The organism is Actinomadura madurae, assembly GCF_900115095.1.
GTDB classification, from domain to species: domain Bacteria; phylum Actinomycetota; class Actinomycetes; order Streptosporangiales; family Streptosporangiaceae; genus Spirillospora; species Spirillospora madurae.
Genome location: NZ_FOVH01000005.1, coordinates 454,934 through 473,577, shown reverse-complemented (window position 1 = coordinate 473,577; position 18,644 = coordinate 454,934). Strand labels below are relative to the sequence as shown.

The following is an 18,644-nucleotide window of genomic DNA, read 5'->3' as shown; positions in this document are numbered from 1 at the left end:
CGGTGGACACGGTGACGTCCGGCGACGCGGTGACGTCCGGCGACGCGGTGACCTCCGGCGGCCCGGGCACGGCCGGCGACGCCGGGTCGGCCGTCGGCGCCTGCCGCGAGCTGGCCCGCACGCTGGCCGAGCACGCCGCCGACGTCGACCGCCGCGCCCGTTTCCCGGAGGAGGGCGTGCGCGGGCTGCGCTCGGCCGGCCTGCTCGCGGCGGCGGCGCCCGCGCGCCTCGGCGGGCCGGGCGCGGACGTGCCGACCCTGGCGGAGATGGCGTCCGTGCTGGCCCGCGGCTGCGGCGCCACCGCGATGATCTGGGCGATGCAGCAGGTGCAGCTGGCCTGCCTCGCGCCGGGCGAGGACGACCCGCGGCTGGGGGCCGAGGTCGAGGCGATCGTCCGGGAGCAGCGGCTCGTCGCCTCGGTGACCAGCGAGGCCGGGGTCGGCGGCGACCTGCGCACCAGCCGCTGCGCCGTCGAGCCCGGCGCGGACGGGCCGCCCGGGGAGGCCGGTCCGACGTACCGGCTGGTCAAGCACGCCACCACCGTCTCCTACGGGCCGCAGGCCGGCGCGTTCCTGGTCAGCGCCCGCCGCGCGCCCGGCGCGGACCCCGGCGACCAGGTCGCCGTCCTGCTCGCCGCCGACCGGACCGAGCGGGAGGTCACCGGCCCGTGGGATTCGCTCGGCATGCGCGGGACGTGCAGTCCCCCCATGCGCCTGAGCGGCGGTTTCGAGGGGTGGCGGGTGCTGTCCCGCCCGTTCGCCGAGATCGTCGAACGAGCCATGACGCCGCTGGCGCACGTCCTCTGGTCGGCGGTGTGGCTGGGCCTCGCGGCCGAGGCGGCGGACCGCGCGGTCGCCTGGTCGCGGCGGCGCGCGGCGGGCGGTCCCGCCCCGAGCCCCGGCGTCGCCGAGGTCAGATGGCGGCTGGCGGCGGCGCGCGCCCAGCTGACCGAGGCGGCCGGCCGCGCCGATGCCGTGCTGGCGGGGACGGCCGCGCCGACCGTCGGCTTCGCGGTCGAGATGAACTCGCTCAAGCTCGCGGCGTCGGAGAGCGCCGTGCAGGTCGCGCTGGGGGCCCTCCGGGTCTGCGGCATGGCGGGCTACGCCGAGACCGGGCCGTACTCGGTGGCCCGCATCGTCCGCGATCTGCTGTCCGCGCCGCTGATGATCGGCAACGACCGGCTGGCGGCCGCCAACGCCACCCTCGCGCTGATGTCCCGCTGATGTCCCGGTGAGGCTCAGCCGGGCAGCCCGACCGTGCGCTCCAGCAGCCCGCGGGCCGGGACGGTGACCAGGTCGCGGGTGAGGTTGCCCGCCATCGACAGCAGCTTGAGCCGCGGGTGGCTCCATCCCGTGACCAGCGGGTCCCAGAAGAACGTCACCGCCGTCGAGTAGCCGGGGCTGCGGACGAGGTGCCCCCAGTACAGCGGGATGAACAGCGCCTCACCGGCGCGCACCTCGCAGCGCCAGGGGTGGGCGCGCTCGTGCCGCAGCTCGCGGTCGAACGCGATCCGGCTGAAATTGAAACGGTAGGAGTACCACGGCTCGTAACCCAGCAGCCGGCGGTCCTCCGGTGGAAAGAGCGTGACGTCCTTTCGTCCGGCCACCATGCACTGCAGCGCCTGATTGGCGCTGTGGTAATGCAGCCCGGTGACGGTGTCGCGGCCGAGGAAGAACGCGGCCCCCAGGCCCGGTGCGGGATGCAGCAGCTCCGGGACCTCGATATCGGGGACCAGCTCGGGGAAGACCTCGGTCAGCGGAACCTGGGACACGTAGCACTGCTCGGGCTCCGTCGCCATGATCAGGTCGAGATACGCGGAGAACCGCATTTCCACGTTGATCTCGGGATCGAAGAACGACCCGGTGGGATAGAACTCGACGCGCACCCGCCGGGACCCGACGGTCTCCCGCAGATGGTCGAGGGTCCAGCGTTCCGGTGCGGACCAGCCCTGCTGGAGCCCGGTGACGATCACGGGTGTGCCGGCCCGCTCCAGCCGTTCGAGGTCGCCCACTTCGGTCACCGGGATCCGGGGCACCGGCGTCTCGTACGCGCGGCTCCCGCGCAGCGTGTTCGTGCGGCTCTCGTTCATACGCGTCCTTCGCCCTTCGGGGTTCCGAATGCTAGTCCGGATGTGCTGATAATTGTCGGCCGCGACGGGAATTCTGTCCCGTCAACGGGACAGCGGCGAAAGGACGCCATGCCGGTCTTCCTGCACGAAGTGCTCGCGGCGCGGGCGCGTGCGCACGGGGACGCTCCGGCGTTCACCGTGCCCGGAGAGGCCACGCTTACTTTTCAGGAATGGCATGAACGCGCCCGCGCTTGCGGCGCCGCGCTGAATGTGCGTTCCGGTGACCGGGTACTGCTCGTCTTCTCCGACGGCGACTGGTATTCCTTCGCGGCCCTTTTCGCGGCGGTCACGGGAGCGGGCGGGACGGCGGTCGCCGTGCGCCATCCCGTGCCGCCCGCGCGGCTGGCGGAGATGGCGCGGCTCGTGGACGCGGCGGGGGCCGTCACCGGACGCGGGGTGCCCCCGGCCCCCGGCTGCGCGTGGACGGTGCCCGCCGCCGACCTGCCGCGGGCGCCCGGGGAAGCCGTCCAGGGCGGGGCACGCCGCGGATGGCCCGCCAAGACGCGGCCGGCGCCGGAGCGGCCCGCCTCGATCCTGTTCACGTCCGGGACGACGGGGAAGGCCCGCGCGATCGTCTGCCCCCACGCCGACCTGATGACCACCCGGCGGATGCGCGGCGACCTGCTCCGCCCGCGGGAGAACGCGCTGCTGACCTCGGTGGCGGTGGGCACGAACGCCGCGCAGACCACGCTGCGGGACTGTCTGCGCAACGGCGTCCACACGGTGGTGGTCAACCCGTTCGACCCGGACGCGGTCGGGCCGCTGGCCGAGGAGCACGGGGTCAGTGCGGTGAGCCTGATCCCGACGACCGCCCGGCTGGCCGCCGAGGCGCTGGGCGCGGCGGGCCGCACCCTGCCGCGCGTGCGGTCGGTGGTGTGCTCGTCCGCGCCGCTCGACCGGACGACGGTCGCGCGGCTGGCCGGGGTCTTCCCCCGCGCGCGGATCCGCAACGTGTACACGATGGCGGAGGGCGGCCCCAGCCTGGTCGCCACCTGCGCGCCGGACCGCTCGCCGGCGCTCGGCGTCCTCGGCCCGGGCGTGCGCGTCGTCGACGAGGACGGCCGGGACGTCCCGGCCGGGCACGTGGGGGAGCTGAGGCTGCGGGCCGGCGCCCGGCGCCGCTCGTACGTGCCGGACGGCTCCCCGCCCTCCGGCTCCGGGACGCGCTACCTGCCCGGCGGCTGGATCGCGACCGGCGACCTGTGCCGCGTGGAGGACGGCGGCACCGTGGTGTTCGTCGCCCGCGCCGACGACGTCATCATCTCGGGCGGGCGCAACATCGCCGCCACGGCCGTGGAGGCGGAGCTCCGCATCCACCCCGCCGTGCTGGACGCGGCGGTCTTCGGCGTTCCGCACGAGTCCCTGGGGCGGCTGCTGGTCGCCGCCGTCGTCCTGTTGGAGGACGGTGCGCTGCCGCAGGTTCGCGAGCACGCCGTGCGGCGGCTGCCCGCCGAGCAGGTGCCGCACGATGTCGTCGCCGTGCCGGAGATCCCGGCCACCGCCGGCGGGAAGCCGCTGAAGCGCGTGCTGGTGGAGCGCTACCGCGCGGGGCCGTCCGGCACGAACGTCCCGGGCACGGATCTCGCGGACGGCATGGAGGCGACCGTCGCGGCGGCGCTGAGCGAGGTGCTGAACGTGCCCGTCCTCGACGCGGACGGCAACTTCTTCCGGCTGGGCGGCCACTCGCTGCTCGCCGTCCAGGTCGCGGCCGAACTGAGCAGCCGCACGGACCAGGCCGTTCCCGCCGCGTGGGTGCTGCGCCATCCCCGCGTGCGGGACCTCGCCGCCGCCCTCACCCGGGCCCGCGCCGAGCGGGTGCCATGACGGCCGCCGCGCCCGCCGCAGGGCAGGCCGAGCGCCTGCGCGACGAGATGCTGCACCTGCTCGACCGGGGGCTGAAGACCGCGCCCGCGGGGACGTCCGCCGCGGAGGACCTGGCCGCCGAGGCACGGTGGTGGGAGGTGGAGCGCCTCCCGGACCTGGCCGCGTCCGTCCGGCGCGCCTTCGCGGCCCGGCGGCTCCTGCTTGCCGCGCCCGACCGGCGTACCTGGCGCGACTCCCTGTCCTACATCGGCGACGCGGACCCGGCCGACCTGACGGTGTCCGAGCACGAGTACGAGCGGTCCGACATCGCGCTGCGCGACGACCATCCGCTGGCGGCGCCGTACCCGTGGGCGGCGGGCCGGGACGTCGGGCTGACCGTGCGGTACACCGGCTCGGGCATGGCGGCGATCACGGCCTGGTACCTGGCGCTGGCGAAACTCACCACCGATGTCACGGTGGTGACGAACACGCTGTACTACGAGACCGAGACCCTGTTCGAGCTGTGCCCCGCCGCCCACGTCCGGGTGGAGCCCCGCGCCGATCGGGACGGTTTCCTGCGGCGGCTGCGGACGGCGTCCGGCCCGGTCGTGGCGTTCCTGGACTCCTGCCAGCCGTTCGGCGACGCCGCGATGGTCCGCGAGGTGCTGGCGCGCGGCGACGAGCCGGGCCCGCTGGCCGTGGTCTGGGACAACGCGTGCGCGCCCATCGCGGCCGACCCCTGCCCCGGCGGCTGGACGGGGGTGCCGCTCGTCCTGCTCCGCAGCCACCACAAGCTGGACGAGCTGGGCCTGGAACTGGCGACGCTGGGCTCGGCGGCCGTCGCGACGCCGCCCGGTATGGACGAGCCCCGGCGGGCGCACGCCGAGGGGTTGCGGGACCTGCTGCCCAGGGTGCTGAGCGTGGCGGGCGGGCACGCCACCGCCGCCGCGCTGCGGACCATGGACCGGTACGGGCTGCCCGATCCCGCGCTGACGGCGCGGGCGAACGCGGCGACCCTGGCCGCGAACCGGGCCGGGGGCCGCGCGCTGCGCGCCGCGCTCGACGGGGCGCGCGGCTGCCTCGTCCAGGAGTACGAGCACGGCTGCTTCGTCAACGTCCGCCTGACCGGGCTGCGGCCGCGGCTCGGCAACCCCGCGCTGGACCTGGTGATCCGCCGCGCCGCCGCCGACGCCGCCGCCGAGGGGCTCGCGGTGTGGCGGTCGGGGAGCTTCGGCTTCCACTACACCGCGCTCAGCGGCTGGGCGGTGGCCTCCCATGACGTGGAGAGCCTCGGGCACGGCGCGCACACGGTGCTGCGGGTGTGCTTCGGCGGCCACGACGACGACGTGGCCGCCGCGGTCGCCCGGCTGGTCGCGCGGCACGTGCGGGAGCTGGCCCCGGCGGCGGGGACCCCGGCATGACGCCGCCCGCCGTCCTGTACCCGCGGACGGACATCGGCGCCGCGACGCGGAGGGCGATCGAGGCGGCGGCCGCGGCGGGCCGCTCCGGCTGGTTCGTTGACCTCGACCGGTTCGCCGAGCGGTGCCGGAGCGCGGTGCGGGCGGCCGAGCCGTACGGCGTCCGGCTGCTGCTCGCGGTGAAGTCGACGACGGTCCCCGAGCTGCTGCGGGTCGCGGCGGGCGCCGGGCTCGGGTTCGACGTGGCCAACATGGCGGAGTACGACGCCGTCGTCTCCGCGCTCGATGCCGGGACGCCGCCGTTCGTCAGCATGACCTCGCCCGCGCTGCCCCCGTCCGAGCGCGACCGGCTGCTGGACGCGATCGGCTCCGGCCGCGTCCACCGCTGCCACTGGGACAGCCTCGGCCAGTTCGGCGAGGCGTGCCGGTCGCTGCCCGTCCAGGACGCGGGCGTGCGGGTCAACCTCGACGGGGAGGACCTGCCCGAAGCGTTTCCCCAGGTCACCCCCAGCAGGTTCGGCGTCCGCGCCCGCGACCTGGCCGCCGTGCGGGAGACCGCCGAGCGCGCGGGCCGCCGCCTGCGGTGGCTGCACACGCACAACGGCTCGGAGGAGAACGACCACGCGAGCTTCGTCACCGCGGCGGAGGTCGTCCTGCGGCGGGCGCGGGAGGCGGGGCTGCGCCCGGCGGCGCTCGACCTCGGCGGCGGGCTGCGCGGTGACCCGGCCGCCCTGCCCGGCCTCTTCGAGAGGCTGCGCGCGGTCGCGGGCGACGTGGAGATCGTGCTGGAGCCGGGGCAGTTCTGGACGCAGGACTGCGGCTACCTGGCCACCCAGGTCCTGGACGTCAAGCCGCTGGACGACCGGATCCTGGTGGTCTGCGACTGCGGCACCCTCAACCACCTGCAGTGGTCCACCGCGCCGGCCCTGCCGAGACTGGGCCGGTGGGCCGGCTCCGACCGGCGCCCCTACGTGCTGTGCGGGCGGACCTGCTTCGAGTCCGACTACGTCGGCGCGGTGCCGCCGCGCGCCGGGCCCCCGGCGCCGCGGCCGGGGGACTGGCTGGTCGTCGGCGGCGTGAACGGCTATTCCGCGGAACTCGGCAGCGCCTTCAACGGAATCGCGCCGCACCCGCCGGTGCTGATCAGCGAGCGGTATTGGGACACCGCCTCCGAAACGCCGCCGGAGAGCGTCGAGAAAATGAGCTCGTAAATGGGCACTTCCCGGTGAAGGGTAGGCCGCCGCGGTCCCGGTCATTAGCATCCGGAAAGGATGGCCGTGCCATTCCGGGGCTCGGTCGCGCCCGAGAGGAAGGAACCGTATGGGGCACAGTTCGAAGCCCAAGGACAGCTGCGGCGGAACCCGTGGCTGCGGTGGGAACATGCTGCTCGTCGGCGTTCCGCAGCAGCGTGACTCGGTGGTGAAGCGCAACATGCGCGCGCTTTCCGACATCGTCGCGGCGGTCAAGGCGACCCGGAGCCGCTGAATCCATGAAAGCTCCTGACCGCGTTCAGGAGGAAGGGGTCTCCCGGTTCACCGGCGGACCCCTTTTCCTGTCGGAGGCGGACGGCCGGCGGTCCGCCGATCCGCTGGAGATCGCGCCCGCCCGGAGGTTCTCGCTGGCCTCGCTGGCGCCCAGTTTCGCCAATCCGTGGGTGGACGGGGAATTCCGGCCCGCCTGCCCGTGGGAAGGGGTGCGGCGGGTCGACGCCCCGCCGGTGCTGCCGCCGCCGGGATCGTCCGACCCCGCCGAGCTGCCGGCCCGGTTCCGCGCCGCGGTCGAGGCGTCGATGGGCGACGCGGACACCGTCGTGGTCATGTTCTCCGGCGGCATCGACTCCACCGCCGTGCTGTGGCACGCCCACGAGGCGTGCCGGCGGCAGGGCCGCAGGCTCGCCGTCGTCACCTGGGGCCTGCGCGACCAGTTCGGCCGGTCGACGGGCATGGTCGCCGAACGCTCCCTGCGGGGCCTCGGCCTGGACCTCGACATCACGGTGGTGCCGACGGAGTGGCGGAGCCTGCCGGAGCCGCCGTGGTCGCCCGCCGGCCCGCGCCACGACTACTACGTCGGCCTCTTCCAGGCCTCGGTGGACCTCGCCGAGGAGATGGGCGCCGGGGTGATGCTCTGGGGCGAGGGCGGCGACGAGATCCTCGGCGCGTGCCACTACCTGACCCGCGACCTCGCGCGGTCGCGGCGGTGGCGCGACCTGCGCGCCTACCTGTGGGGCTCGGTCAACGGCGAGTCGATGGCGGCCACGGCCGCCGAGCTGGCCGCCTTCGCGGCGCCGCGGCTCCCGGTGGGGCTGTCCCGCCGGCTCTACACGGCGTTCGAGCTGTCGGCGTTCCTCCGGGACCTGCCCGAGCCCGTCCTGCGGCCGCCCTACCAGGAGATCGCCCGCGTCCGCCGCAGGGAATGGCTGGACGAGCGCGCCGCCACGTTCGCCGAACGCGACCACGGCCGGGACTGGACGCAGGCCGCGATGTGGGACCTGTGCTTCCCGTTCGCCCTCGACCCGTACCCGCTCTCCGCCGGGGTCGCGCAGCGCTCCCCGTTCTTCGACGACGCCTTCCTCGGCTACGCGCTCGGCCTGCCGACGTCCGCCCGGTTCCGCAGGCTCAGCCCGTACCCGTACCACTGGTACAAGGCGCTGCACTTCCGGCTGATCCCGTCCCGCGCGCACCGCGCCCTGCCGACCTTCAGCCAGGACTACTACCCCGAGTTCCGGCGGCACGCGCTGGAGGTGCTCCCCGACGGGCCGCTGGAGTGCGTGCGGCTGGGCCTGCTGCGCCCGCTGGACAGGCTCGACCTCGAACGCGTCCACCTGCGGCTGCCGATCGTCGTGCGCAACATCGAGCGGTGGGTCGCCGGGGCGCTGGAGCACGGCGCCGAGCCGGTCGGCGTGGAGGCATGAGGGTGCGCCCCGCCCGCCGGGGCGCCGTCCCGGCGCGGGCACTGTTCGCCGAACCGGCGGTCACGGAGATCGGCGTGAGCGCGGACGGCGCGTGGGTCAGCCAGCTCGTCCGGCACCGCCGCGGCGAGGCGCTCACGGTGCGCCGCGTGGTGGACGGCGCCCTGGACGGCGTGGAGCGCACCGTGGCGCGGGAACGCGGCATCACGGCGCACGGCTGGCTGCCGTCCGGCGACACGCTGCTCTACCTGGCCGACGGCGGAGACGGCGACCGCGCGTTCACCGTCGACGTCTCCACCGGGAAGCGCGGCGAGGTCACCCCGGAGGGCGCGACCGGCCTCACCCTCGTCGATCCCGACACCCACCGCGTACTCGGGCCGCTGCTGTCGGCGCGCGACCCGGACGGCCGCCTGGTCCTCCACCGCGTCGCCGGCGCAGGCCGGGCCGCCGTGCCGATCGACGCGGCGGGCGAGGCCGGGCAGTGGTTCCTCGACCGCGACGACCGGCTGCGCGCGGCGACCAGGCTCGACGACGACGGCGTCCTGCACGTGCTGGCGCGGTCCGGGGACGGCTGGACGGTGGTCCGCAAGGTGCCGCCGCCCGCCGCGCTGTCCACGCATCCGGTCGAGGTCTCGGCGGACGGCGGGGCGCTGCTGTTCGTGGCGCCGACCGGGATCGGCCGCATGGGCCTCATCGCGGTCGACCTCGGTTCCGGCGCGGAGCGGACCGTCTTCGCGCAGGACGGCGCGGACCTCGACTACGTGGAGACCCATCCGCGGAGCAGGGCGCCGCAACTGCTGGTGTTCGCCGGCCCCCGGGCGCGCTACCGCCCGCTCGACGACGAGGCCCGCGCCGCCCTGGAGGGGCTGCGGCGGATGAACCCCGGCGACCCGCAGATCGTGTCGAGGTCCTGGAACGACCGGACCTGGGTGGTGCGGTTCGACGGCGCCGACAGCCCGCCCGCGCACGTCGTGTGGCACCGCGAGGAGGGCCGCGGCGAACCGCTGCGCGACCCGTACCCGGCGCTGCGGCGGCGCACGCTCGGCACGCCGCGTCCCGTGTCGTTCGAGGCCAGGGACGGCTGGACGCTGGACGGCTACCTCACCCGCCCCCGGACGGCGGGCCCCGAACCGGGGCCGATGGTGCTGCGCGTCCACGGCGGCCCTTGGACGCGGGACGCGTGGGAGTTCCAGCCGGACCCGCACTGGCTCGCCGGCCACGGCTACACCTGCCTCCAGGTCAACTTCCGCGGCTCGGACGGCAGCGGACCCCGCTTCCTGGACGCCGCCGACGGCGACTGGGGCGGCGCGCCGCAGGACGACCTGGAGGACGCCGTGCACTGGGCCGTCCGCGAGGGCCACGCCGCCTCGGGACGCGTCGCCATCGCCGGCCAGTCGTACGGCGGCTACGCGGCGCTCGTCGCGGCGACCATGCGCCCCCGGCTGTTCGCCTGCGCGGTGGCCGTCTGCGCGCCGGTGGACCTGGTCGACTTCGTGGCCCACATCCGCGACGCGCGGCTGCCGACGCGCGGGTACTTCCTGCACCGCGTCGGGCATCCGGACCGCGACCGGGACCGGCTGGCCCGCCGCTCCCCGCTCGGGCACGCGGCCTCCTGCCACACGCCGGTGCTGCTCGCGCACGGCTGCGCGGACCCGCTGGTGCCCGTCCGGCACACCGAGCGGTTCGCCGCCGCGCTGGCCGCGGCGGGCCGTCCCACCGAGCCGCTGCTGTTCCGCGACGAGGGCCACGGCATCGCCGGACGGCGCGGCCGCGTCCGGCTGGCCCGCGCGGTCGCCCGCTTTCTCGCCGCACACCTGGACCGAGGACGACGATGACGCCGACGACGCGCGACCACGGACGAGCCGCCCTGCCCGCCTTCCGCTACGCGCGGCCGCCACGGCCGGACGCGGCCTTCGAGACCGCCCCGCGGTACCGCCGCGGCGACGGCGGGCTCACCGGCCGGCCCGCCGCCGGCGGCCCGTTCTCGGTCGCCCGGCTGGCGGCCGGCTTCACCCCGCAGGCCCTGGACCGCGGCCTGTTCCCGGAGTCGCCGTGGGCGGACTCGGCCCGCGTGCGGTTCGCGCCGCCGCGCCCGTCGGGCCGGTCCGCGCCCCCCGAGTTCGCGGAGCGGTTCGAGAGCGTCCTCGAACGGGTCATCGGCGACCGCGAGGCGGTGGCGGTGGCCCTGGCCGGTGACCTGGAATCGGCCGCGCTGGTGGACCGGGCGGCCCGGGTGTGCCGCCGGACGGGCCGCACGCTGCTCGCCGTGACGGTCGACGACGCCGACGACCTGGGGCGCCGCTCCCGGCACCTGTCGGAGCGGCTGCTGGAGCATCTCGGCCTGCGCTGCCGCCACCTGGCGGTCGCGGCCGTCCCCGGCCGGTGGCCCGAGCCGGAGTGGAGCGAGCACGGACCCCGGTTCGAGATGGTCCCGCGGTTCCGCAGCGGCACGGCCATCGTCGCCGCGGAAGCCGGCGCCGAGATCCTGCTGCACGGCACGGGCGGCGAACGGCTGCTGCGGGCCACGCCCTACCTCGCCGCGCGGTACCTGCGGTCGCGGTCCCTGCACGACCTGGCCGTGTACTGGAGGGACGGCCGCGAGGCGCCCCGGTTCCCGGCGGGGGAGCTGCTGGCGGCCGTGCTGCCCCGCACCGGCCGGGGCCGGGCGGCCCGCCTGTTCTGGGCGTGGACGGGACTCGGCGGAGAGGACGGAGAGGGCGGGCGGCCGGGACCGCTCACCGCGCCGATGGCCGCGGCGGCGCGCACCTGGTCGGACGCCCTTCGGGAGGAGGGGGCGCGCACCATCGCACGGGCCGACGCGGCCTGGCCCGCCGCCTTCGCGCTGCACCGGCTGTTCCCGTACGACGTGTCACCGCCCGCCACCGGCCTGCCGGAGGCGTCCCCGTTCCTCGACCCGTCGTTCGCCGCGTACGCCCACGACCTGCCGCCCGAGGCGCGGTACTCGGCGGGCCACCCGGACCCGGCCCTGCGGGAGCACCGGCTGCTGGCCGACCTGCTGCCGGACGGGATCGAGCGGGTGATCCCCTCCTACGGCCGGCACATGTACCGGTCGTTCGACCGTTACTGGCGGGCCTGCCCGCTCGACGGGGAGCGCTGCGTGGACCTGGGGCTGCTGCGCCCCGACTGGCGGCGCCGCTGTGGTGGCGCCGCCGAGCTGGCCGCGGCGCTGGCGGCCGAGATCTGGGTCCGCGGCGCCGAGGACCGCGGGGCGGTGGCGGGATGACCGGCGCCCTCGACGCGGTGACGGCGGTGCCGCGCCCGTCCGCCGAGCGGCTGGCCCGGTACCTGTCGGCGCCGTCGCTGGCCCTGGGCTGCCATCCGGCCTCCCCCTGGGAGGGCGGAGCACTGGGGGAGCGGCCGGTCGAGGCCGCCGAGGAGGCCGCCGGGGGCGATCCGGTGGCGCTGCGCGACCGGTTCGCGTCGGCGGTGGCCGATTGCGTGGAAGGGCACGACCACGTCGCCCTGCTGTATGTGAACGATCTCGCCTCGGCCGTCCTGACCGAGCGGGCGGCGGATCTCTGCCGCCGCTCCGGGCGCCAGCTGCTGGTGATCGTCGCCGACGGGGTCGCGGCGGACGGGACGAGCCTGGCCGCCCGGTCCCAGCGGACGATCGCGGAGGTGGCGCGCGGCGCGATGGCGCAGATCGTGGAGACCGAGCGGTGGTTCCGTCCGGCGCCCCGCCGGGGCAATCCGGTGGCCCCCGACCTCCGGCACACCGAGTTCGTCGCGCGGGCGTCGCTGCTGGCCGCCGACCAGGGCGCCACCGTCCTGCTCTCGCCGTCCGGCGCGGACGCGGTGCTCGGCGCGCCGCGGTTCCTGGCCCGGCATCTCGGTCCCGGCGCCGTGCCCGGGTATCTGCGCGACGCGTGGCGGACCTCGGGACCCGCCGGACCGCTCGCGGACGGCCTCGCCGTGCTCGGCGGCCGGGCCCGCCCGGGACGCGGCGGCGCCGCGCGCCTCGCCGTCAGCAACCTCGCCGTGCCGGCCGCCCCGCCTCCGGAGGGGCTGTCGGCGGCGGCGCGCGACGCGGCCCGAGCCTGGGCGACGACCTGGCTGGACGATGTGACGGCCGCGCTCGCCAGGGCGCGTCCCGCCGTGGTGGAGGCGGCGTACCTGCGGCGCATCGCCGTCCAGGAGCGGGTGGTCGCCGGGTACGGCACCTTCCTGGTGGACGAGCCCGGAGGCGCCGCGGTGCCGGCACCCCCGCGGGCCCTTCCCTTCCTCGACGACGGCGTGGTGCGCTGCGCGTCGGCGATGCCCCTCGCCCGCCGGTACGACCCCGCGCTGCCCGTGCCGTACCAGCGGATGCGCGCCGCGCTGGTGGGCCTGATGCCGCCGCGCCACCGCGAGCACCTGCCCGTCGCGCCACCCGTTCCCGGCCCTGACGACGCCTACCGGCCGGCGGTGCCGCCGGGCGGGTTCCGCCACTGCGCCGACCTGGGCCTGTTGGACGGACCGGTCCCGCCGCCGGGCACCCCGGAGCCGGTGCTGCGCCGCCTGGCGCTCCTGGACGACTGGCTCGCGACGGCGTCCTGACACTAGCCCTGGTCAGGGCGGGCGGACCGGGGTGCGCCCGGACCGATGAGGTCCCGCCAGATCCACGTCCGCTCGTACGGGAAGGACGGTCGGGGCGGCGCGCCGGCGTCCGCGGCGGCCGCCCAGAGCACGCGGAGCGCGTCGGCGCGCTTCTGGTCGACGGCCCCGGAGGGCAGCCAGCGCCGGAAGGCGTCGAGGGCCGCCGGGTCGACGCCGGCGTCCGCCGCGTCGTCCAGGAGCCGGTCGTAGGCGCGGTCCGCGTAGTAGGTGGCCTTCGCCGCCGCCGTGAGCGCCGCCCCCACGTCCGATGTGACCACCCGGTCGCGCACCGCCGCCTCGACCGTGACGCGGATGTTGACCAGCGCCTCGCTCAGCGCCCGGTGGCCGCCGCGGGCCGTCGCGTGCAGGACCGTCACCTCGTCGTCGCCGGTCAGCTCGCCGCACCGGAACCGGCGGAACACCTCACCGACCCCGATCATGCCGAAGGGATGCAGCTCGGCGGCGCGCAGCGCGCCCATGCTGGCGCCGCCGTACAGCCGCACGCCGCGCGACAGCGCGAACATCAGCTCCTTGTGCCAGACGGCCGGCACCCGTTCGAAGAAGCCGTCGACCAGCACCACGACGCCCGCGCCGTCCCGCACGGCGGCCTGCACGTCCCCGAGCGCGGCCGGCGGGCGCACGTCCGCGCGCGGCAGCAGCGCCCGCGCCGTGGACGCGGGCAGGCTGGGGCCGGCGAACACCACCGTGCCGGGCCCGCCCCGCCGCCGCCTCACGGCCGCCACCGCAGCCCGGGGACGACGACCTTCACCACCGGCAGCCCGATGCCCGCCATGGTGAGGTCGACGGCGATGGCCTGCCGGGCGCCCGCCTTGGCCAGCAGTTCGAGGAGCCACTCCAGGTCCGCGTTGAACGTCTCGTGGTCGGCGTGCGGGATGCTCGCGAAGTCCCGCCGCTCGGGAAGCGCCAGCGTGCCCGCGATGTCCGCGCGCTCCCGCTGGTCGAAGTACCACCGGTAGCGCTCCCAGCCGATGTCGTCGCGGGAGCCGGCGATGACGCTGGCGCGCGCCTGCGCGGCCTCGGTCAGCGCGCGCAGCAGCGCGATCTCCCGGCGCGGGTGCGCGCCCGCCCCCTGCGCCTGGGGCAGCGGGTGGTACCAGGGCGGGTCCACCTCGACCATCCAGCAGACGAAGGTGGCGAGGCCGAGGTCGGAGGTGCAGTCGAAGATCACCGATTCGACGCCGCTGGCGCGCAGCAGGTCGAGCAGGGCGCGGCAGTCGGGGTCGCCGACGGAGCCGGCGCGGACCCGCCGGTCCGCCTCCCCGGCCTCGCCCAGGTCCTCGAACGCGGCGACCGCGTCCCGCTCCATCACCTCGCACAGCCCGTGCACGGTGGCCTCGATCAGCGTGTTGCCGGACGCGAGCCCGTTGGAGCCGTTGACGAACGCGTGCTCGCCGTACACCTCCGGGAGCCGCCAGTCGCAGTGCACCACCTCGTAGGGCACCCAGGTCGCGGTTCCCGACGGCAGATCGTGGCCGAGCACCCAGCGCATCGGAAGGCCCGGACGGAACTTCCCGCACGCGCAGTGGACGAGGTCCTCGACCTCCGCCACCGCCTCGCCCGCGGCGCGCAGGTCCGCCGCCGAATCGAAACGGAATGGCAGATGATGGGTCTCGGCGTGCCACAGTTCCAGCGACTCCATCAACGCCGACACTTTCGCCGCTTCCGGCAGGAGGCCTTTTCCCTGGGACGCGGCGAGGCTGCGCGCCGCCGGGCGGATCGCCGTGTGGACGGGCATGCCGAGGCGGTCCAGGCCGGTGATGTCGGCGAGCCGGGTGATGCCCGCGACCTCGGCCAATGCGGTCGCCCTGGCCAGCGACTCCTCCAGCGCGACGGCCCGGTCGGTGCCGCCGCGAAACGTCTTGCGCACTTCTGTCGACAGCGCGTCCGGAAATCCGGAGATAGCTATTTTCCACCTGCTTCGCCGGGAAATGCTTTCCTTTGGTTTATCGTAGATTTCCGCACCGGGCCAGGGCGTCAGGAAAAGAGGGTGGCAGATGGATTCGCCGGGCACCTGCAATTTCGCCGGACTGCCGTGTGCACCGGACGGAACGGCGGGCGGGGAGCGCGCCGACGCCGCTGTGGTGGGCGTGCCGCCGGGCGCGGGCGGCACGTCCGAGGCGCCGGACGACGGGCCCGGAGCGATCCGCCGCGCCGCCCGCCCGATGCCCGCCGCCTACGACCCGGCCACCGACACCGAGATCTTCGACCGGCTGCGGGTCGTCGACGCCGGCGACCTGAACGTCCCGTCCGGCGGGCCCGGCGCGGTCGCCGAGCGGCTGGCGCGGATCCGGGCGAACGCCGCCCTGCTCGCCGTGCTGGGCGGCGGCCCGGCCGCGTCCGCGCCCGCCGTCGCCGCGGCGGCGGGCGCGGCCGGACGGCCCCTCACGCTCGTCCGGCTCGCCGCCTCGGCGGGGCTGGCGACCGGCGACCCGGCCACCGGCGCCGTCCGCTGGATGATCGAGCGGGACCACCTGGCCCGCGTCTTCCAGATCGGCCTGCGCGGCTTCGGCGCGACCCGCGGCGACCTGCGGTGGGGCGCCGGGACCGGCGCGGAGTACTGGAGCATGGCCGACATGGAGGAGATGGGCGCCGCGCCGTTCCTGGACCGCATCGTCTCGGTGGTCTCGGCGCCCGTGTACCTGTCCGTCGACCTGGACGTCCTCGACCCCGCCTTCGCCCCCGCGGTGGCCGTCCCCGAGCCAGGCGGCCTCACCACCCGCGAGGTGCTCGGCGTCGTCCGGATGCTGGCCCGGCACGTCGACCTCGCCGGGCTCGACATCGTGGGCCTGGTCCCCGGCCGCGACACCGGCGGCGCCACGGCGCTCGTCGCCGCCCGCCTGCTGACCGAGGTGCTGGCCGGACGCGCCGCCGGGATCTCACCCGGAGCCGTCCCCGCCCCGGCCTGACCTCACGCGGGACGCCCGCCCGGTTCGCCCCGCCCCGGCGGCCCGGCCGGTCCCGCCCGCATGGCGCGGACGTCGCCCGCGGCCTCCTCGAAGGCGGCGCGCTGGGCGGCGTAGACGCCGCCGGAGCGCAGCAGCTCCTCGTGCGTCCCCTCCTCGGCGAGCCGCCCGTCGCGCATCACCAGGATCCGGTCGGCGATCCGCGCGCTGTCCAGCCGGTGCGTGACGAGCACGACGGTGCGCGGGCCGCCGTCGCGCCGCAGGTGCCGCAGGAAGCCGGCCTCGGCGGTGGGGTCGAGCGCGGCCGTGGGCTCGTCCAGGATCCACACGGGCGCGTCCCGGTACACGACGCGGGCGAGGGCCAAGCGCTGCCACTGCCCGCCCGACAGTTCCCGCGCGCCCGGGAACTGGCGGCCGACCGGGGTGTCCACGCCCTGCGGGAGCCGGTCGGCGACCGGCCGCAGCCCGGTCACGTCCAGCGCCCGCCACATGCGGTCCCGGTCCAGCTCCTCGCCGACCCGGCCGAGCCGCACGCCCTCGGCCATGGAGAACTCGTACCGCCCGAACTCCTGGAACAGCACCCCGACGAGCGCGCGCACGCGCTCCTCGCCGAGGTCCCGGACGTCCGCGCCGCCGACCAGGACGGCGCCCGCGTCCGGCTCCAGCAGGCCGAGCAGCAGCTTGACGACGGTGGACTTGCCCGCGCCGTTCTCCCCCATCAGCGCGACCAGCTCGCCCGACTCGACCGTGAACGACAGGCCGCGCAGCGCCGGGACGCCGGTCGGGTAGGTGTACCAGACGTCGCGGAACTCGATGGACGGCGCCATGCCGGGCGGCGTCTCCGGCGGCGTCTCCGGCGGTGGGGCGGGCACGTGGCGGGACGGCCGGGAGGCGGCGGCCGGCGGCACGCCGTCGACGAGCTCGAAGTACTCCGCCAGGTACGCCGAGTGCTCCTCAAGGTCGACGGCGATCCCGAACAGGTCGACCACGCTGGTGGTGAGGGTGGCGAAGGCCGTGAACGCCAGGAACAGCTCACCGGCCGACACCCCGGCGCCCACCGCGTGCCGTCCCGCCACCAGGTAGGCGGCGAGCAGGCAGGCCGCGCTCAGCACCCCCGCGAGCACGGACCAGGCGACGTTGCGGCGCTGCACCGCCAGCTCGCGGCGCAGCATCTCGTCCGCGACCTCCGCGTGCCCGCGGGCGAACGCGCCGCCCAGCCCGTAGCCGCGCACGTCCTTCGCCAGCTCGGGCCGCAGCAGCACCTCGACGAGGTAGTCGCGCCGCCGGGCCCGCATCGTGTTCTCCCGCCGGACGCGGTAGAGCGTGCGCGCCTTGACGCGCCGGTGCACGAGCATCGGCACGGCGGCGAGCACGCCGAGCGCCAGCATCCCGGCCTGCAGCGTCCCGACGATGGCGGCCAGCCCGCCGATCGCCGTCACGATGCCGAGGAAGCGCAGCGCCGTCGCCATCGCGAGCTCCGGCCGCCAGTCGATGTCGTCCTCGGCCCGCGCCACCGCGTCGTACCACCGCGACTCGTCGAACCGGGTCAGCGGGACCCCGGCCGCGACGTCCAGCAGCCGCTGCTCGGCCGTCACCCCGATGCGGGCCGCCAGCTCCTCCTGCTTCATCGCCAGCAGCGCCTGCGTCACCGTGCCGAGGGCGTTCACCACGGCGATCGCGGCCACCAGCGGGACCGCCACCGCCTCGGCGCCGTCCACCCACGCGTCGACGACCAGCCGCACCAGCACCAGCGTCACCGGCGTCACCAGCGCCGACACCACCGCCAGCGCGACCACCACGACGACCAGCGATGGAGACGCCCGCCAGGCCAGCCGCAGGATCGCGGCCACCGTCGCGCCGGCGCGCCGGACCGAGACGCGCAGGCCGCGCAGGCGCCCAGCCGCGCGCACCCGTCAGGGGCCGATCACATCGACGAGCTCCGCCGCGGGCGGCGGCACCTCCCGATGCCAGTCCTCCAGCGTCCGGGCCAGCACGAACGGCGCCTCCCTGCGGGGCCACGGCGTCCGCACCCAGCGCCGGGACGACCAGCCGCGCGTGAGGGCCTTCCACCCGGGCAGCCGCGGGTAGTGGTGCGGATGCAGCGACGCCCGGCACACCGGGAGCCGCGCCGGCTGGTAGCGGGCCCACAGCGACCCCGCCAGGCCGGGCGACCGGTTCTCGTCGCAGCCCCACACGGTGAGGCCGTGCAGCAGGACGACGTCGCCGGGCACCAGGTCCGTCCCCACCCACCAGGCCGGGTCGTCCGCGGGCGGCGCCTCGGCCTCGGCGCCGCCGAAGGGCGCGGGCAGGGTGGTCAGCGGCCGCACCCGCCGCGGCCCGGACTCGCGCAGGACCCGGAGCGCGCAGGTGTCCGGGCCGGACCGGGTCAGCGGGATCCACGCGGTCAGCACGTCCGGCGTCCCCTGGATCTGCAGGTACTCCTGGTGCGGCGGGATCCGGAAGCCCGGCGGGACCAGGCTGAGGTAGCGGCGGGGATGGTTCAGCAGCCGCCCGCCCACCGTCGCCCGCGCGGGCCCGGTCAGCGCCGGGTGGTGCGCCAGCCGGTGCATCGCCTCCAGCCGCTGGAGGTCCTCGTACATGTGCCACCAGCCGGGGCTGCCGTCGCGCCGGTTGGCGTCGGGGACCAGGTCGTCCGGCGGGGCGCCGTCCTTGAGGTGCCCGTGATCCGCCAGGACGCCCGCCACCAGCCCGCGCAGGCCGGTCACCTCCCCGGGCGGGAGCAGCCCCTTCAGGACGACGAAGCCGTCCCGCCTGATCCGCTCCCGGATCGCCGCGCCCGCCGCGCGCGCGGGCGCCGTCAGCCTCGTCACCTCTGCCATGGCACTCCTCCTCCGCTGGTCGATCTG

Annotated in this window: 14 protein-coding genes; 9 read left to right on the top strand and 5 right to left on the bottom strand. The window is 76.4% G+C overall.

The genetic code is table 11. The features are described from left to right. The first annotated feature begins 2 nt into the window (after positions 1–2). Positions 3–1,223: an acyl-CoA dehydrogenase family protein gene (locus tag BM339_RS18265; RefSeq protein ID WP_083597721.1), complete on the top strand. Its 1,221-nt coding sequence runs from the start codon at positions 3–5 to the stop codon at positions 1,221–1,223. A 14-nt stretch (positions 1,224–1,237) separates the two neighbouring features. On the opposite strand, the gene BM339_RS18260 is transcribed toward BM339_RS18265, so the two are convergent. After that, positions 1,238–2,089, bottom strand: coding sequence for a cupin-like domain-containing protein (locus BM339_RS18260; protein ID WP_075021612.1), 852 nt, complete (start codon positions 2,087–2,089; stop codon positions 1,238–1,240). 108 nt (positions 2,090–2,197) lie between these two features. Here BM339_RS18260 and BM339_RS18255 point away from each other — a divergent pair, with 108 nt between their 5' ends. The 7 genes from BM339_RS18255 (at position 2,198) to BM339_RS18225 (ending at position 12,814) form a co-directional block, all read left to right on the top strand. Further along, positions 2,198–3,952 (top strand): AMP-binding protein, encoded by a 1,755-nt coding sequence (locus BM339_RS18255; RefSeq protein ID WP_075021611.1) that lies wholly within the window; start codon positions 2,198–2,200, stop codon positions 3,950–3,952. Then, a complete protein-coding gene (locus BM339_RS18250) occupies positions 3,949–5,352 on the top strand; it encodes a hypothetical protein (protein ID WP_075021610.1) in 1,404 nt (467 codons plus the stop codon). The genes BM339_RS18255 and BM339_RS18250 overlap by 4 nt, the downstream gene beginning before the upstream one ends. Next, entirely contained in the window at positions 5,349–6,560 is a 1,212-nt protein-coding gene (locus BM339_RS18245) for a diaminopimelate decarboxylase family protein (protein ID WP_075021609.1), read from the top strand. The genes BM339_RS18250 and BM339_RS18245 overlap by 4 nt, the downstream gene beginning before the upstream one ends. 278 nt (positions 6,561–6,838) lie before the next feature. After that, complete coding sequence (locus BM339_RS18240; RefSeq protein ID WP_075021608.1) at positions 6,839–8,260, top strand: asparagine synthase-related protein; 1,422 nt, start codon at positions 6,839–6,841, stop codon at positions 8,258–8,260. Next, positions 8,257–10,092: an alpha/beta hydrolase family protein gene (locus BM339_RS18235; RefSeq protein WP_143118491.1), complete on the top strand. Its 1,836-nt coding sequence runs from the start codon at positions 8,257–8,259 to the stop codon at positions 10,090–10,092. Before BM339_RS18240 ends, BM339_RS18235 begins: the two co-directional genes overlap by 4 nt. Then, positions 10,089–11,501 carry an asparagine synthase-related protein gene (locus BM339_RS18230; RefSeq protein WP_075021606.1) on the top strand — a complete coding sequence of 471 codons (1,413 nt, stop codon included), beginning with the start codon at positions 10,089–10,091 and terminating at the stop codon, positions 11,499–11,501. The genes BM339_RS18235 and BM339_RS18230 overlap by 4 nt, the downstream gene beginning before the upstream one ends. After that, a complete protein-coding gene (locus tag BM339_RS18225) occupies positions 11,498–12,814 on the top strand; it encodes a hypothetical protein (RefSeq protein ID WP_075021605.1) in 1,317 nt (438 codons plus the stop codon). The genes BM339_RS18230 and BM339_RS18225 overlap by 4 nt, the downstream gene beginning before the upstream one ends. Positions 12,815–12,816: 2 nt before the next feature. Here the strand turns inward: BM339_RS18225 and BM339_RS18220 are convergent, their stop codons facing one another. Continuing rightward, entirely contained in the window at positions 12,817–13,587 is a 771-nt protein-coding gene (locus BM339_RS18220) for a TfuA-like protein (RefSeq protein ID WP_143118490.1), read from the bottom strand. After that, positions 13,584–14,741 (bottom strand): YcaO-like family protein, encoded by a 1,158-nt coding sequence (locus tag BM339_RS18215; RefSeq protein WP_021600459.1) that lies wholly within the window; start codon positions 14,739–14,741, stop codon positions 13,584–13,586. The genes BM339_RS18220 and BM339_RS18215 overlap by 4 nt, the downstream gene beginning before the upstream one ends. A 127-nt stretch (positions 14,742–14,868) precedes the next feature. Between BM339_RS18215 and BM339_RS18210 the strand changes: the two genes are divergently transcribed. After that, positions 14,869–15,780, top strand: a complete 912-nt coding sequence (locus tag BM339_RS18210; protein WP_083597734.1) for an arginase family protein — start codon at positions 14,869–14,871, stop codon at positions 15,778–15,780. A gap of 2 nt (positions 15,781–15,782) precedes the next feature. Here the strand turns inward: BM339_RS18210 and BM339_RS18205 are convergent, their stop codons facing one another. Both BM339_RS18205 and BM339_RS18200 read right to left on the bottom strand, forming a co-directional pair. Further along, entirely contained in the window at positions 15,783–17,687 is a 1,905-nt protein-coding gene (locus BM339_RS18205) for an ABC transporter ATP-binding protein (protein WP_075021603.1), read from the bottom strand. A 3-nt stretch (positions 17,688–17,690) separates the two neighbouring features. Then, positions 17,691–18,617 carry a phytanoyl-CoA dioxygenase family protein gene (locus tag BM339_RS18200; RefSeq protein ID WP_021596667.1) on the bottom strand — a complete coding sequence of 309 codons (927 nt, stop codon included), beginning with the start codon at positions 18,615–18,617 and terminating at the stop codon, positions 17,691–17,693. Positions 18,618–18,644: the final 27 nt, after the last annotated feature.